The 14,397-nt window shown below is 71.6% G+C and carries 11 protein-coding genes; 6 read left to right on the top strand and 5 right to left on the bottom strand.

From position 1 onward, the window contains the following. Positions 1–383 precede the first annotated feature (383 nt). On the top strand, positions 384–2,399 hold the full coding sequence (locus tag IZR01_RS17855; protein ID WP_194895927.1) for a DUF8189 domain-containing protein: 2,016 nt from the start codon (positions 384–386) through the stop codon (positions 2,397–2,399). A gap of 403 nt (positions 2,400–2,802) precedes the next feature. Here IZR01_RS17855 and IZR01_RS17850 read toward each other — a convergent pair whose 3' ends face one another. From IZR01_RS17850 to IZR01_RS17830, 5 genes are all read right to left on the bottom strand, one after another. Further along, a complete protein-coding gene (locus tag IZR01_RS17850) occupies positions 2,803–4,125 on the bottom strand; it encodes an ATP synthase subunit B family protein (protein WP_194895928.1) in 1,323 nt (440 codons plus the stop codon). A gap of 95 nt (positions 4,126–4,220) precedes the next feature. Next, positions 4,221–4,718 (bottom strand): pantetheine-phosphate adenylyltransferase, encoded by a 498-nt coding sequence (gene coaD, locus IZR01_RS17845; protein WP_194895946.1) that lies wholly within the window; start codon positions 4,716–4,718, stop codon positions 4,221–4,223. Between the two features lie 17 nt (positions 4,719–4,735). Beyond that, complete coding sequence (rsmD, locus tag IZR01_RS17840; RefSeq protein WP_194895929.1) at positions 4,736–5,344, bottom strand: 16S rRNA (guanine(966)-N(2))-methyltransferase RsmD; 609 nt, start codon at positions 5,342–5,344, stop codon at positions 4,736–4,738. A gap of 160 nt (positions 5,345–5,504) precedes the next feature. Continuing rightward, positions 5,505–7,733 carry an ATP-dependent DNA helicase RecG gene (gene recG / locus IZR01_RS17835; protein WP_194895930.1) on the bottom strand — a complete coding sequence of 743 codons (2,229 nt, stop codon included), beginning with the start codon at positions 7,731–7,733 and terminating at the stop codon, positions 5,505–5,507. Between the two features lie 19 nt (positions 7,734–7,752). Next, complete coding sequence (locus tag IZR01_RS17830) at positions 7,753–9,621, bottom strand: DAK2 domain-containing protein (RefSeq protein WP_194895931.1); 1,869 nt, start codon at positions 9,619–9,621, stop codon at positions 7,753–7,755. 252 nt (positions 9,622–9,873) lie between these two features. Between IZR01_RS17830 and rpmB the strand changes: the two genes are divergently transcribed. The 5 genes from rpmB (at position 9,874) to egtD (ending at position 14,355) form a co-directional block, all read left to right on the top strand. Then, complete coding sequence (rpmB, locus tag IZR01_RS17825; RefSeq protein WP_194895932.1) at positions 9,874–10,059, top strand: 50S ribosomal protein L28; 186 nt, start codon at positions 9,874–9,876, stop codon at positions 10,057–10,059. A gap of 162 nt (positions 10,060–10,221) precedes the next feature. Next, complete coding sequence (locus IZR01_RS17820) at positions 10,222–11,313, top strand: glutamate-cysteine ligase family protein (protein WP_228555013.1); 1,092 nt, start codon at positions 10,222–10,224, stop codon at positions 11,311–11,313. Beyond that, on the top strand, positions 11,310–12,650 hold the full coding sequence (gene egtB, locus IZR01_RS17815) for an ergothioneine biosynthesis protein EgtB (protein WP_228555014.1): 1,341 nt from the start codon (positions 11,310–11,312) through the stop codon (positions 12,648–12,650). The genes IZR01_RS17820 and egtB overlap by 4 nt, the downstream gene beginning before the upstream one ends. Continuing rightward, complete coding sequence (gene egtC / locus IZR01_RS17810) at positions 12,650–13,387, top strand: ergothioneine biosynthesis protein EgtC (protein ID WP_194895934.1); 738 nt, start codon at positions 12,650–12,652, stop codon at positions 13,385–13,387. The genes egtB and egtC overlap by 1 nt, the downstream gene beginning before the upstream one ends. Next, positions 13,384–14,355, top strand: coding sequence for an L-histidine N(alpha)-methyltransferase (gene egtD, locus IZR01_RS17805; protein WP_194895935.1), 972 nt, complete (start codon positions 13,384–13,386; stop codon positions 14,353–14,355). The genes egtC and egtD overlap by 4 nt, the downstream gene beginning before the upstream one ends. Positions 14,356–14,397 lie beyond the last annotated feature (42 nt).

Below are 14,397 nucleotides of genomic sequence, written 5' to 3'. Positions count from 1 at the left end.
GTGACGGTCAGCTGGGTGACGCCGTCGGGCACGGTGAACGTGCCGTCCTGGGTGAAGGTCTGCGAGGTCTGCGCGAAGGCCGGAGCCGCCGCCAGACACGCGCCGATCAGCGCGGCCGCGCCCGCGGCCGCCGCCAGAGGCCGGGTCCGGACCAGCTTCACGTCCTCGCGCACGGTGGCTCCCTGGGGTGGTGATCGGGCACTGTCGGCGCCCACTTGACTACTGGAAGCCGGGTCCCGCCAAGTTCCAGTGCGCCATAGGAGTGCATTGCGACGTCCCGGGGTCGCGACGGCGTGTCGTAACCCTGATAAAACGCACCATAAGTGTATGGATAGCCGCTAATAGGCAACCAGCCACCAGATCCTCACCCCGGGCAGGAAACCTTGCGCCCTCTCCTCAAAGTCCGCGCCGCCCTGCTGGCGCTCGCGACGGCCGGGCTCGGGCTGCTGCCCGCACCGGCCCGAGCCGACACCTTCCCCGACCCGCCGACCGTGGTCCAGGTCGTCGCGCACGCCGACGACACGTTCCTGTTCTTCAACCCGGACCTGCGAAAGGTCTACAGCTTCCCGCTCGTGACGGTGTTCCTCACCGCGGGCGAGGCCACCACCCAGGTCGGGCCGGGCCAGCCCTTCGCCGACACCTGCCTGTACGGCGAGAGCCGCGACATGGGAGCCCGCGCCGCGGCCGCCGAGATCGCCGGCGTGGCCAATCCGACCTGGACCCGGACCCCGATCACCTTCGCCGGCAAGGTCGCCGAGGAGGACACCCTCAACCAGGCACCGCAGGTGAAGCTGGTGTTCTTCAAGCTGCACGACGCCGGGGACGCCAACTTCATCGGCGGCAAGAACAGCCAGACCACATTGCAGGACCTGTACCAGCGCGGCCAGATCACCGGCTGGCACCAGTCCACGATGGGCACGCTGGCCGCGGACGGCGGCTCGGACTGCGAGGCCCAGTACGCGAACCAGACCTACACGAAGACGCAGCTGACCGCCTCGCTGACGGCGCTGTACGCGCACTACAACGCGACCGTCGTCTACGGCATGGACCCGCACCGGTTCGCCAGCGACCCCGGCAACACCGATCATCTCGGCGCCGGCGGTTTCACCCTGGACTCGGTATCCGCCTACCACGGCCCGAACAACGACGGCCACGTGCTGCTGCGTCCCTACCGGGACTACAACGTGAGCTTCGAGGAGTCAGACCTCGACAGCGCCGACGCCACGCAGAAGAACAACGACTTCCTCGCCTATCTCGGCCCGAACCGCGGCGACATCCCCGGGGTGTATCACGGGCTCTACGACACCTCGCCGGACCCGAACGACACGTTCTATCCGCCGTTCTACAGCCGCCAGTACTCGCGATGGCCGAACGGCTCGGTGTGGACCAAGGTGGACGGGACCGGCAAGCTCAACGCCTTCGCCATCCTCAACAGCCAGATCGAGCAATGGACCGAGACCTCCCCTGGCGGCTCCTGGACCGGTCCCACGCCGGTCCCCGGCAGCACCGGGCTCACCCCGACGCTGGACGTCACAGTGGACCCCACAGGGCTGCTGCGGGTGTTCTCCACGAGGCTGTCGGACTACGCGGTCGTGACGGACGTACAGACCGCGCCAGGGGTGTGGGGCGGCTGGACGTCGCTGGGCAACCCGAACAGCTCCAACCCGACGGAGGTCGGAGACCCGGCGTCGCTCACCGAGCAGAACGGCAACGTGACCGTCTTCGTCCGCAACCTCGGCACCGGAGTCAGTGCCAAGACCCTGAACCCGGGCAGCACCTGGCCCAGCGCCTGGGCCGACCTCGGGGGCTTCCAGATCCGGGACGACCTGTCGGCGGGCCTCGGCGGCTCCGGCGCCGGCGAGCTGTTCGCCCCGTCCGAGTTGGGAATCCAGCACTGGAAGCAGAACGCCGCGCGGTTGTGGGCCCGGGACTCCTCGCCGCTGACCCCGGCGGCGATCGGCAAGACGCAGGTCTCCTTCGCCCTCAACGCCGACGGCCGGCCGGAGATCTTCTACGCCGACCCGGACAATCCGACGGTCGCGACGCAGTGGACCCAGAGCAACGGCAGTTGGACCACCACGCCGGGGCTGCTCGGCGGCAGCCCGCCGATGCTGGAGAGCGTCGCCGCCACGACCGGGGGCGACGGCCGCGTCAGCATCGCGATCCGCAACTCCGGGGGCGGGGTCAGCATGGCCTCGCAGACCGGGCCCAACGTGGGGTTCTCCGGGACCTGGCCGGACCTGGGGAACGTGATCGTCGGGGCGCCGGCGATGGCCCTGGATTCCGACGGCCGACTGGTGGTGTTGGCGTTCGAGCTGGACGGGGCGCTGCACATCGACCGGCAGACCGCGGCCGGGACGGGCAGCCCGTTCGGCGGATGGCAGCTGGCCGGGGCCTGACGGCTTCGCCGCGGCCGCTTTCCCGCGGCTGCTTTTGAGACGACACGGCCCGCTTCCCGATTCCGGGGAGCGGGCCGTCGGCTTTCGCCGCGCGCTACGTCGATGCCGCTGCTAAGAGCGACCGAGGATTGGTGGCCGGTCTGGCGAGGCGGCGCAGCCGCCGCAGCACACGGAAAACTCGGCGGGGCTCGTGTCTTTGGCGGCTTCGCCGCTGGTGGCTGGGCGTGCCGGACGCATGCCCTCGACCCGGCCCGCGCCTGCGCGCAAATCGGCACGAGCGTCGTGGGCATGCGGCTTGCAAGCGCAGCGCCGCAAGGCACCGGTGCGGCCAGGCTCGGAGCTCCGACGCTGGTTTCCCAATGTCGCTCAGCCCGCCCGGCCACCAATCCTCGTTCGCTCTAAGTCAGTGCTGCTGGTACGGGTCGTCCCGGAACTGCCGCACGTCGATCATCCCGGTGTCGAAGAACCCGGACGCCTCCGGGTTCTGCTGGTGGGACGGCTGCGCCTGCTGGGCGGCGTACGGGTCCTCGTGCTGCGGGTACTGCTGGTACTCGCCGTTGTGGTACTCCGGCTGAGCGGCGTACTGCGCACCGTAGGGCTGGACCGGATACGGGACCGACGCCGGGTCGTTGTAGTTCGCGGCGTAACCGTTCTCCTGGTCGTAGCCGTAGCCGACCGCGACCTGCGCCGGCTGCTGCTGGTACTCAGGCTGCTGATATTCCTGCGGCGGGTAGTCCTGGGAGAAGTCGGGGCGCTGGAACACGCCGCTCATGTCGGCCGCGGCGAACTCGTGCGACAGCTCCGGCTCCGGCAGGCCGTACTCGCCGGTGTTGTACTCGCCCTGGCCGTAGGGGTCGGGCTGCTGCCCGTAGGTCTCCGGCTGCTGCTGCCCGTAAGCGTCCGGCTGTTGCTGGCCGTACGCGTCCGGCTGCTGCTGGCCGTAGGCATCCGGCTGTTGCTGACCGTAGGCGTCGGCCTGTTGCTGACCGTAGGCGTCGGCCTGCTGCTGGCCGTAGGCGTCGGCCTGGTAGACCGGGGCCTCCTGGTAGGAGGGCTGCTCCTGCGGCTGGTAGGACGGCTCCTGCTGGTAGCCGTCTCTCTGGTTCTCGTAGCCCTCTTCGGTGTACTTCGGGTACTCGCCGGTGTTGTACTCGCCCCGGCCGCCCGCGTCGCGCTGGAAGCCGGTGGGCACCTCGTCGCGCTCGCTGAAGTCGTATTCCGGCCGGGTCGCGGCCTCGACCGCGTCCTGCTCGGCGATGTGCTCGCCCAGCTCGGACATCGGGTCCTTGCCGACCATCTTGGCCCGGCCGCGGCCCACGGCCGACAGCGTCTTGGTCAGCACCACCTCGAAGTTGGCGAGCTTGTCGTCGACGTAGTTGTCGGCGTCCTCACGGATCCGGCGTGCCTCCTCCAGGGCGGCGCCGCGGATGCGGTCGGCCTCGCGGCCCACCTCGGTCCCGGAGAGCATGCTGCCCCGCTCGCGCCGGGCCGCCTCGATGTGGTCGGCGGCGTCCCTGCGGGCCTGGGCTATCACCTCTTCGCGTTCGGCCACCAGCCGCCGGGACTCGGCGAGTTCCTCGGACACCCCGGCGGCGAGCTCGTGCAGGATCTCCAGGACCTCGGCGCGGTTGATCACGCACGAGGCGGACATCGGCACCGCCTTGGCGGTCTCGACGATCTGCACGAGGTCTCCGACCATCTGCTCCAGGCGGTCGCTTGTGGCCACTTCTCACTCGCTCCTCTAGCGGCCGCGGGGGCCGCCCCTTCTTGGCGACGGTCGGTCTTCGCAAGGGGTCCACCGCGGACCCCTAGCGCCAAAGGCTACGCGGACTTCCTCTTGCGTTCAGCCAGTCGCTCGGTAAGGGATGAAAGGACCAGGTCCGGGACCAGGCCGGCGACATCGCCACCGAGCGAGGCGACCTCCTTGAGCAACGAAGAGGACAGGTAGCTGTACAACGGGTTGGACGCCACGAACAGCGTCTCGATCCCCGACAGCCGGTGGTTCATATGGGACATCTGGAGTTCGTACTCGTAGTCGCTGACCGCCCGCAGCCCCTTCATGATCGCCCGGATCCGGTGCCGGGCGCAGAAGTCCACCAGCAGTCCCTCGAAGGGCTCGGCCCGCACGTTCCCGTAGTCGGCCGTCACCTGCTTCACCAGATCGATCCGCTCCTCGACGGTGAACAGCGACCCGGCCTTCCCGGCGTTCACCCCGACCGCGACGACCACCTCGTCGAACAGCTGCGAGGCGCGGCCGATGATGTCCAGGTGGCCGTTGGTGATCGGGTCGAAGGACCCGGGACAGACCACGCGGCGGATGAGGGGCTCGTCCATGGTTACTCCGGCGAGTCGAGGGGACCGGTCGTTGACGCGCCGCGAACGTACCAGACCGCGAAGTTCATGCGGGCCTCCCCGTAGCTCTTGGTCCGTGTCCCCTCATAGCCCACTGGCCAGGGGAAATCCGCATCCCGCGCGGAACGCTCAAGCACCGCCACGGCGTCCGGCGCCAGCCAGCCGCCGTCGGCCAGCGCTGTGAGGATGGTCACGACCTCGGCGTCGGGTACCGCGTACGGCGGATCCAGGAGCACCAGGTCGAAGGGCGCCTCGGCCGGACGGCCGCCGGCGGCGGCGCGCTCGGCGCGGTCGGCGACGACCCGCGCCCCGGGCAGGCCGACGGTCGCGATGTTCTGCGCGATGAGCCGGGCGACCCGGCGATCGGCCTCGACGAGCAGGACTCGGGCAGCGCCGCGCGACAGGGCTTCCAGACCGAGGGCGCCGGAGCCGGCGAAGAGGTCGAGGACTGACAACCCGGACAAGCCGCCGAATTCGGATTCGAGGGCGGAGAACAGGCTTTCGCGCGCCCGGTCGCCGGTCGGCCGGGTGCCCTCGCCGGGCGGGACGGCCAGCCGGCGGCCCCGGGCTCGGCCCGCGATGACGCGGGTCATGCGCGCCGGGCCAGGCGCTCGGCGGCAAGCCGGCGGCTTGCGGCAACACCGGTCCGACCACGGTCGGACCGGTGCTCGGCGGAAAGGCGACAACCGGCTGCGGCGCGGCCTGCGGCAGCCGGGTCGCAGCCGATATTGCAGCGCGGCAATGCGAAACCGATCATGTCTTGCCCAAGTATTCCGCGCGCTCGCCGTCCACCAAGACGGCAATTGTCCGGGCGAGCGTCGGATACCCCGCCAGCGTCGGATCCGCTTCCACCAGCGGTGTGGCCTCGTCCCGCGCGGCGCGGATCACGTCCTCGTCGTCGATCACGCTCAACAGCCGCAGCGAACTGCGGTAGCCGGACTGCGTGGCGCCGAGGACGTCGCCCTCCTTGCGGATCGCGAGGTCTATCCGCGACAGCTCGAAGCCGTCCAGCGTCGAGGCCACCGCGGCCAGGCGCTCGCGGGCCGGGGCGCCGTCCGGCGACTCGGTGACCAACAGGCACAGCCCGGCCCACTTCCCGCGTCCCACCCGGCCGCGCAGCTGGTGCAGCTGGGACACGCCGAAGCGGTCGGCGTCCATCACCACGATCACCGTCGAGTTCGGCACGTTCACCCCGACCTCGATCACCGTGGTCGCGACCAGCACGTCCAGTTCGTGCGCGGCATACGCGCGCATCACCGCGTCCTTGTCGTCCGGCGCCATCCGGCCGTGCAGCATCCCGACGCGCAGACCCTTGAGCGGGCCCTCGGCCAGCCTCGCCGCGACCTCCACCACCGCCAGCGGCGGCCGCTGCTGACCGGGCTCGGAGACCAGTTCCGAGCCGTCGTCGAAGACATCGGAGGCGGCGCCCGGCTCGTCGTCGCCGATCCGCGGGCACACCACATAGGCCTGGTGCCCCGCGCCGACCTCCTCGCGGATCCGCTCCCACACCCGCGTGAAGTGCGACGGGTGCTCGTGCGCGGCCACCACGTGGGTGGCGATCGGGGAACGGCCCGCGGGCAGTTCGGACAGGATCGAGGTCTCCAGGTCGCCGAACACCGTCATGGCCACCGTGCGCGGGATCGGCGTCGCGGTCATGACCAGCACGTGCGGCGGGGTCTCGCCCTTGGCCCGCAGCGCGTCGCGCTGCTCGACGCCGAACCGGTGCTGCTCGTCGATCACCACCAGGGCGAGGTCGGCGAACTGGACGTGGTCCTGGATCACCGCGTGCGTGCCGATCACGATCCCGGCCGCGCCGGAGGCCGCGTCCAGCAGGTTGCTCCGGCGGTCCTTCGCGTTCTGCGATCCGGTGAGCAGCGCGACCTTCACCTGCTTGCGGGCCGGGTCCTGCGCGTCGTCGGGACCTTGCGAGAACAGGTCCACCGGCACGTCCGCCGAGGCCCCCAGCATCTGCACGATCGACCGGTGGTGCTGCTGCGCCAGCACCTCGGTCGGGGCCAGCAGCACCGCCTGGCCGCCGGCGTCCACCACGGCCAGCATGGCCCGCAGCGCGACCATCGTCTTGCCCGAGCCCACGTCGCCCTGCAACAGCCGGTGCATCGGGTGCTCGCAGGCCAGATCCCGCTCGATCTCCTCACCGACCTGACGCTGACCGGCGGTCAGGGTGAACGGCAGCGTGGCGTCGAAGGCGTCGAGCAGGCCGGCCGGGACCCGTCGGCGCGGCACGGCCGGCAGCGCCTTGAGCGCTTCGCGCCGCTGCGCCAGCACGACCTGCATCGGCAGCGCCTCGTCCCACTTCAGGCGCTTGCGGGCGACCGCGATCTGGGGCCAGTCGTCGGGCCGGTGGATCCGGCGGAACGCCTCGGTCAGCGGGACCAGGCCCTGCCGGGCCCGGACCGGCCGGGGCAGCGGGTCGTCCGCCAGGTCGGCGTCGAGCTGGTCCAGGACCATCCCGACGCAGCGCGCGATCATCCGCGGCGACAGGCCGGCGGTGGTGGGGTAGATCGGCAGCAGTTCGCCGGCCCAGCTGTCCACATCGGCGTCCTCGCCGAGCCCGTCCAGCTTCTCGAACTCCGGGTTGGTCAGCTGGATCCTGCCGTGGTACTCGCCGACCTTGCCGGCGAACATGCCGAGCATGCCGGGCTTGAGCGCGTTGGCCGCGCGCGGGTTGAAGAACGTGACCTCCACCGGCACGTCGGCGGCGTCCCGCACCTCGACGGTCAGCATCTGGCCGCGCCGGGCCGCCATCGGGCGCCGGCTGACCTTGGTGATCTGCGCGACGATCGTGGCCTCGGTGCCCGGCTCCAGCTCGGAGAGCTCGGTCAGCTGGCCGCGCTTGACGTATCTGCGCGGATAGTGGCGCAGCAGATCGCCGATCGTCTCCAGATGGAGTTTGGTGTGCAGCACCTTGGCGGTGCGGTCCCCTACCGCCTTGTGCAGGGGCTCGTCCAAACGGATGCCCATGGGCCGGGACCTCCCGGAATCACTCGACGCCGATCAGCAGCGGGTAGCCGGTCTGCCCGCCCTCGTACACCACCACGTCCGCGACCGGGTGCCGCGTCCGGATCCGCTCGGTGACCGCCTCGGGCAGGCCCGGCTCCGTAGTGTCACCGACTACCAAGGTCACCATCTCACCGCCCGCCGACAACATGCGCTCCAGGACGGCCTCGGCGGCGGCCACCTGGCCGTCCTCGATCAGCGCGACGTCGTTCTCGACGTGCCCGAGCACCTGCCCGGGCCGGCACACCCCGGCCATCGTCCAGGCCTCGGTGGCCGCCACCTCGATGGCGCCGTAGCGGGTCGCCCCGGCGGCCGCGGTCATGGCCACCACGTCGGCGTCGAAGCGCCGGGCCGGCTCGTGCACCGCCAGCGCCGCTATCCCCTGCACGGTCACCTTGGCCGGTACGGCCGCGACCCGCATCGCCGGCTGCCCGGCGGACAGCCGCTCGGCCACGGCGGCGGCGACCGCGGTGGTCTCGGCGTCGTTCGGCAGCAGCACCACCTCGGCCGCGCGGGTGGCGGCCACGGCCCGCTCGAAGTCGGCGGCGCTCGGCGGCCGGCCGGGCTCGGTGCGCAGGACGTGCGCCCCGGCCGCCTCCAGCAGCCCGGCGATGCCCTCGCCGTACGCCACGGCCACGATCGCGCGGGTGGGCCGCAGGTTCGGGGTGGCGGAGACCGTGGGCGGCTCCGGGTGCGGTGCGGTCTGTGAGGCCAAGTGGGTGATCTGGATGTCCCGCGGCCGGCCGGCGGCGATCCCGGCCTCCAGCGGGACGCCGGCGTCGTCGACGTGCACGTGGATCCGCCACAGACCGTCGCCGCCGACCACCACCAGGCTGTCCCCGCCGCCGCGCTCGCAGAACTCGTCGAGCCCGCGCCGCAGCTCGGCGACCGCGGTGTCGGTGGCCTCCAGCAGGTAGATGACCTCGAACTCGGGCTCGGCCCGGGCCGAGGTGGGCGCCGACCCGACGCTGCGCGCCGAGGCCAGCCGGCGCTGCCGGAGGGCGCCGCGCGGGTCCAGGCCGCCGGTGTAGGCGGCCAGGGTGTCGAGCAGGACCACCAGGCCCAGGCCGCCGGCGTCGACCACCCCGGCGTCGCGCAGGACCTGGAGCTGGTCGGGGGTCCGGGCCAGCGCCTCGCGGGCCCCGGCCGCCGCGGCCTGGGCGACGTAGGCCAGGGAGTGGTTCGCGGTGAGCGGCGCCGGAACGGCGGTGGCGGGCCCGGCGCCGCCGGTCGCGGACGCGGCTGCCAGTTCGGTAGCGGTATCGGCGCCGGCCGAGCCCGAAAGACCCCGCGGCCCGGAATGCGCCCCGGTCCGCTGCCCGGTCAGTTCCCCGATCGCCAGCACCGCCGCGGAAGCCGCCTGTGCCGCGGCCTCCGCCACCGACAAGATCGTCCCGGCCGCCGGCCGGGCCACCGCCTCGAAGGCCGACTCGGCCCCGGCGGCCAGGCCCGCGGCCAGCGCGCCGCCGTCGACCGCCGAACCGGTGTACCGGGCCGCTGCGGCGCCGCGCAGCAACTGGCTGAGGATCACCCCGGAGTTCCCGCGGGCGCCGAGCAGCGCGCCGTGTGCGAGCGCGTGCAGGGCCTCCGGGACCGAGGGCGCCGGGCCCGGAGCGGCCAGCCGGTCGTCCAGGGCCCGGCAGGCGGCCTCGAAGGTGAGGTACATGTTGGTGCCGGTGTCGGAGTCGGCGATGGGGAAGACGTTGAGCGCGTCGATCTCCTCGCGGTGCCGGCCCAGGACCGTCAGGGCCGCACCGGCCCAGCGCCGCAGCGCCCCGGCGTCGACGGGGGACGCGTCCGGGCGCGGCGGCACGGCCGCGTTCGCGGCGGATCCGGAGACGCTGGGGGGCATGGCGGCCAGGGTACCGCTGCGGCCTGTGGCAACCGGTGCACGCACCGCCCGGCGCAGTACGGACGAGGTATCCCCACCGGATTGGCGTCACGGCCCGCGCGTCGGGTACTCTGACCAGGTTGCCAGGAGGGGCAGTGCCCCCTGGCTATCAGTACCTGCCCGCCGACGACGGCGGGGATCACGCAACGCACGCAGCCGCAGGATCTTTTCAACCCACCGGCAGCGTCAACGACTCGGTAGAGGTGAATCGAAGTGGCTGCCAACTGCGAAGTGTGCGGCAAGGGGCCGGGCTTCGGCCACAGCATCTCGCACTCGCACCGTCGCACCAAGCGGCGCTGGAACCCGAACATCCAGACCGTCCGCGCGGTCGTGAACGGGACTCCGAAGCGCGTCAACGCCTGCACCTCCTGCATCAAGGCGGGCAAGGTCGCGCGCTGAGCGTGTGCGAAGCGTAAAGCGGTGGTAAAAACCCGCACGCTTTAGGACTTATCGAACCGCAGGTCAGCCCCACCAGGGTTGGCCTGCGGTTCCTCGTGTTCGGCAAACGGTAAGCCGCCCGACCCGCGACTTGTGTCAGTGCCGCATGTCACGATGGAGTGCATGACCCATCTCACGGTGGAAGGTGCCCTGGACTACATCTCGGGCATCTGTTTCAAGACCGGCCCGCCGAACCGGGTCGGTGTGGAACTGGAATGGTTCCCCCGCGACGCCCGCCATCCGGAGCACCTGCCGGAGCGGGAACGCCTCATGCGAGCCTTCGCAGACGCGGCCGACGCGCCGTTGTCCGGCTCCCTCACGATGGAACCCGGCGGCCAGTGGGAACTCAGTTCCTCCCCCGCCGACTCGGTCCGCGAGCTGATCGCCACCACGGACCGAGATCTGGAACTCCTACGGCGATCGGCTGCGGAGGCAGGCTTAGAGCTCGTCGGCACAGGCCGCGAGCACGGCCACCCCCCGAGTCGCGTCGTCGACCATCCCCGCTACATCGCGATGGAGCGGTACTTCGATCGCGACAACGACTCCGGCCGCGTCATGATGTGCTCCACGGCCTCGATCCAGGTGAACGTGGACGCCGGCACCGAGCACGACGGCCCGGAGGGTTTCCGCCGCCGCTGGCGGCTGGCGTACGACCTGTCCCCGATCCTCACCTTCGCCTTCTGCCGGACCGACCGGCCGGCGGTGTGGGCCGCGCTGGACCCCGGGCGCACCGTCGCCCCACCTCTGGACTCCCCCGACCCGCGCCTGGCGTACGCGCAGTACGCACTGGACGCGAACCTGTTGTGCGTCCAGCGGCCCGACGGCGTCCCCTGGACCGCACCGCCGGGGCTCACCTTCCGCGAGTGGATCAAGACCGGCGCACTGGAGCCCTCCGAGCTGCGCGCCCCGACCCTGGACGACCTCGCCTACCACCTGACCACCCTCTTCCCGCCGGTCCGGCCGCGCGGGCACCTGGAGCTGCGGGTGCTCGACGCGCTGCCCGGCGATCTGTGGCGAGTACCGACAGCGCTCGTCACAGCCCTGTTCCACGATGCCCAGGCCACCGAAGACGCCCGGGCCGCCCTCGAACTCACCCCGATCCGGAAAGCCGCCGCGGCCTGCTTCGACGCCGCCCTGTCCGCCCTGGCGCGGATGGAGGCGTCGCCGTCGCTCATAGCCGAGGTCGCGCGCTACGCCGAGGAGGACCTCCCATGACAGTGCCCATAGACGACACGAGTTCAGCAGCCGGCACCGCCGGCCTGACCGAGCGCATCGCCCGCAGCCTGGAGCGCGCCCGAACCCGCACCCAGGGCCTGACCGGCCCGGTCGAGGATCCCGACCTGATCCGCCAGCACTCCCCGCTGATGTCGCCCCTGGTCTGGGACCTGGCGCACATCGGCAACCAGGAGGAGCTGTGGCTGCTGCGCAACCTCGGCGGCCGCGAGCCCATGCACCCGGAGATCGATCCGCTGTACGACGCGTTCGAGCATCCGCGGGCCGAGCGCCCGACCCTCCCGCTGCTCCCCCCGGACCAGGCCCGGCGCTACGTCCACGAGGTCCGCGGCCGAGTGATGGACCTGCTGGAGCAACCCCGCTGGGGCGACGAAGAGCTCAGCCGGGGCGGCTTCGCCTTCGGCATGATCGCCCAGCACGAGCAACAGCACGACGAGACGATGCTGATCACCCACCAGCTGCGGGTCGGCGAGCCGGTGCTGCACCGCCCGGCGCCGCCCGCGCCGCCGGCCGACGCGCTCGCGCTGCCGGCGGAGGTCTTCGTCCCCGGCGGCCCGTTCACCATGGGCACCTCGGCCGAGGCCTGGGCCCTGGACAACGAACGGCCCGCCCACGAAGTGGACGTCGCAGGGTTCTGGCTCGACACGACTCCGGTGACCAACGGCGGGTATCTGGAGTTCATCGCCGACGGCGGCTACGACGAACCGCGCTGGTGGTCGCAGGCCGGTTGGGAACACCGGCAGAACGCCGGTCTGTTCGCACCCCTTTATTGGACCCGTGAGGGAGAGCAGTGGCTGCGCCGGCGCTTCGGTGTGGTCGAGCCGGTGCCGGCCGCGGAGCCGGTCGTCCACGTCAGCTATTACGAAGCCGAGGCCTACGCCGCCTGGAAGGGCCGAAGGCTGCCGACCGAGTCCGAGTGGGAGAAGGCGGCTCGGCACGACCCGGTCAGCGGCCGGTCGCGCCGGTATCCGTGGGGTGACGACGATCCCCTGCCCCAGCACGCGAATCTCGGCCAGGCGCATCTCCAGCCCGCGGCGGCCGGTTCCTATCCCGAGGGTGAGGCGCCCTCCGGAGCGCGGCAGCTGATCGGCGACGTGTGGGAGTGGGTGTCCTCGGACTTCCTGCCGTATCCCGGCTTCGTCGCGTGGCCGTACCGGGAGTACTCAGAGGTCTTCTTCGGCCCGGATTACAAGGTGCTGCGCGGCGGATCGTTCGCCGTCGACCCGGTGGCCTGCCGGGGCACGTTCCGGAACTGGGACTACCCGATCCGGCGGCAGATCTTCTCCGGGTTCCGGACCGCACGGGACGGGGTGCTCTGATGTGCCGACATCTGGCCTATCTCGGGCCGCGGAAGTCGTTGCGGGAGTTGCTGATCGACCCACCGCACTCCCTGTACCGGCAGAGCTGGGAACCCCGACGGCAGACGCACGGAGTGGTGAACGCCGACGGCTTCGGCGTCGGCTGGTTCGCCGAGCCGGACCCGGTGCCCGCGCGGTACCGGCAGGCCGGTCCGATCTGGGCGGATCCTTCGTTCCCTGATATCGCGCGGGTGACGCGCAGCGGCGCGGTGCTGGCGGCGGTGCGCGACGCCACGACCGGCTCGGCCACCGGCGCCGAGGCGGCGGCGCCGTACCTCGGCTCCGGTTGGCTGTTCAGCCACAACGGATCGATCGGCGGCTATCCCGGCTCGGTGGCGAAGCTCGCCGAGACCGTGCCGGCGGCCGACTTGCTGGCGCTGGAGTCCCGGACGGATTCGGCATTCGTCTGGGCCCTGATTCAACTCCGGGTCCGCGCCGGCGCCGCGATGGCCGAGGCGGTCGCCTCGGTGGTCGCCGACGTCGCCGCGGTCGCCGACGCCCGGCTGAACCTGCTGCTGATGAATGACACGACGATCGTCGCCTCGGTCTTCGGCGACACCCTCAGTGCTCTGATCGACGACGGCTTCGTGGCCGTCGGCTCGGAGCCGTACGACGACGCGCCCGGCTGGGCCGACGTCACCGAGGGGGTCCATACCTGGCGCACGGAAGGCCGACCGGAAACTGTGGAGGGACGATGAGCGGCATAGAGATCGAGCGGCACCTGCCGGCGGACTTCTTCGCGGCGGCGCTGCGGGACGATGTTCTCAAAGGCCTGACAGCGGAGCCGAAGTGGCTGCCGCCCAAGTGGTTCTACGACGCGCGCGGCAGCGAGCTCTTCGAGGAGATCACCCGGCTGCCGGAGTACTACCCGACGCGCGCCGAGCGGGAGATCCTGACCGCCCGCGCACCGGAGATAGCGACGGTGACGCACGCCGAGACGCTGGCGGAACTCGGGGCGGGCTCGTCGGCCAAGACGACGCTGCTCCTGGACGCCCTCCGGGACGCCGGCACCCTGCGCCGCTACGACCCGATCGACGTCAGCGAGGCGGCGCTGCTGGCGTCCGGGGAGCAATTGCAACAGCGCTACCCGGAGCTGACGATCCACGCCGTCATCACCGACTTCGAGGAGCGGCTGGCCATCCCGGGCTCGGCGGGCCCGCGCCTGGTGGCGTTCCTCGGCGGCACGATCGGCAACCTGCTGCCCGAGGAGCGCTCGGTGTTCCTGTCCCGGGTCCGCGCCGGGCTGCGGCCGGGCGAGTGGCTGCTGCTCGGCACCGATCTGGTGAAGGACCCGCGGACCTTGGTCGCGGCGTACGACGACGCGGCGGGCGTGACGGCGCTGTTCAACAAGAACGTGCTGGCCGTCGTCGACCGCGAACTCGACGCCGACTTCGACCCGGACGACTTCGACCACGTCGCGGTGTGGGACCCGGAGGCGGAGTGGATCGAGATGCGCCTGCGGGCCCGGCGGGACTTGTCGGTCCGGCTGAAGGAGCTCGATCTGGGGGTGTCGTTCGAGCGCGGCGAGGAGCTACGGACCGAGATCTCGGCGAAGTTCCGCCGGGAGGGCGTGGCGCGGGAGCTCGGCGCCGCGGGGTTCGCGGTGCGACGGTGGTGGACCGACGAGCTGGGGAGGTTCGGGCTCTCGCTGGCTGAAGCGGTCTGAGACCGGGACTGCTTGAGGTCACCCGGGGTCGTCCGGGGTCGT

The sequence above is a fragment of the Catenulispora pinisilvae genome, assembly GCF_015356865.1.
GTDB classification, from domain to species: domain Bacteria; phylum Actinomycetota; class Actinomycetes; order Streptomycetales; family Catenulisporaceae; genus Catenulispora; species Catenulispora pinisilvae.
This window is presented reverse-complemented; position numbering and strand designations above follow the sequence as displayed.

What these genes read in the sequence shown, in the direction of transcription:
- rsmD (WP_194895929.1), bottom strand. Translation starts at nt 5,344, where the DNA reads ATGACCCGCGTCATCGCGGGCCGAGCCCGGGGCCGCCGGCTGGCCGTC.
- recG (WP_194895930.1), bottom strand. Translation starts at nt 7,733, where the DNA reads ATGGGCATCCGTTTGGACGAGCCCCTGCACAAGGCGGTAGGGGACCGC.
- IZR01_RS17830 (WP_194895931.1), bottom strand. Translation starts at nt 9,621, where the DNA reads ATGCCCCCCAGCGTCTCCGGATCCGCCGCGAACGCGGCCGTGCCGCCG.
- IZR01_RS17820 (WP_228555013.1), top strand. Translation starts at nt 10,222, where the DNA reads ATGACCCATCTCACGGTGGAAGGTGCCCTGGACTACATCTCGGGCATC.
- egtB (WP_228555014.1), top strand. Translation starts at nt 11,310, where the DNA reads ATGACAGTGCCCATAGACGACACGAGTTCAGCAGCCGGCACCGCCGGC.
- egtC (WP_194895934.1), top strand. Translation starts at nt 12,650, where the DNA reads ATGTGCCGACATCTGGCCTATCTCGGGCCGCGGAAGTCGTTGCGGGAG.
- egtD (WP_194895935.1), top strand. Translation starts at nt 13,384, where the DNA reads ATGAGCGGCATAGAGATCGAGCGGCACCTGCCGGCGGACTTCTTCGCG.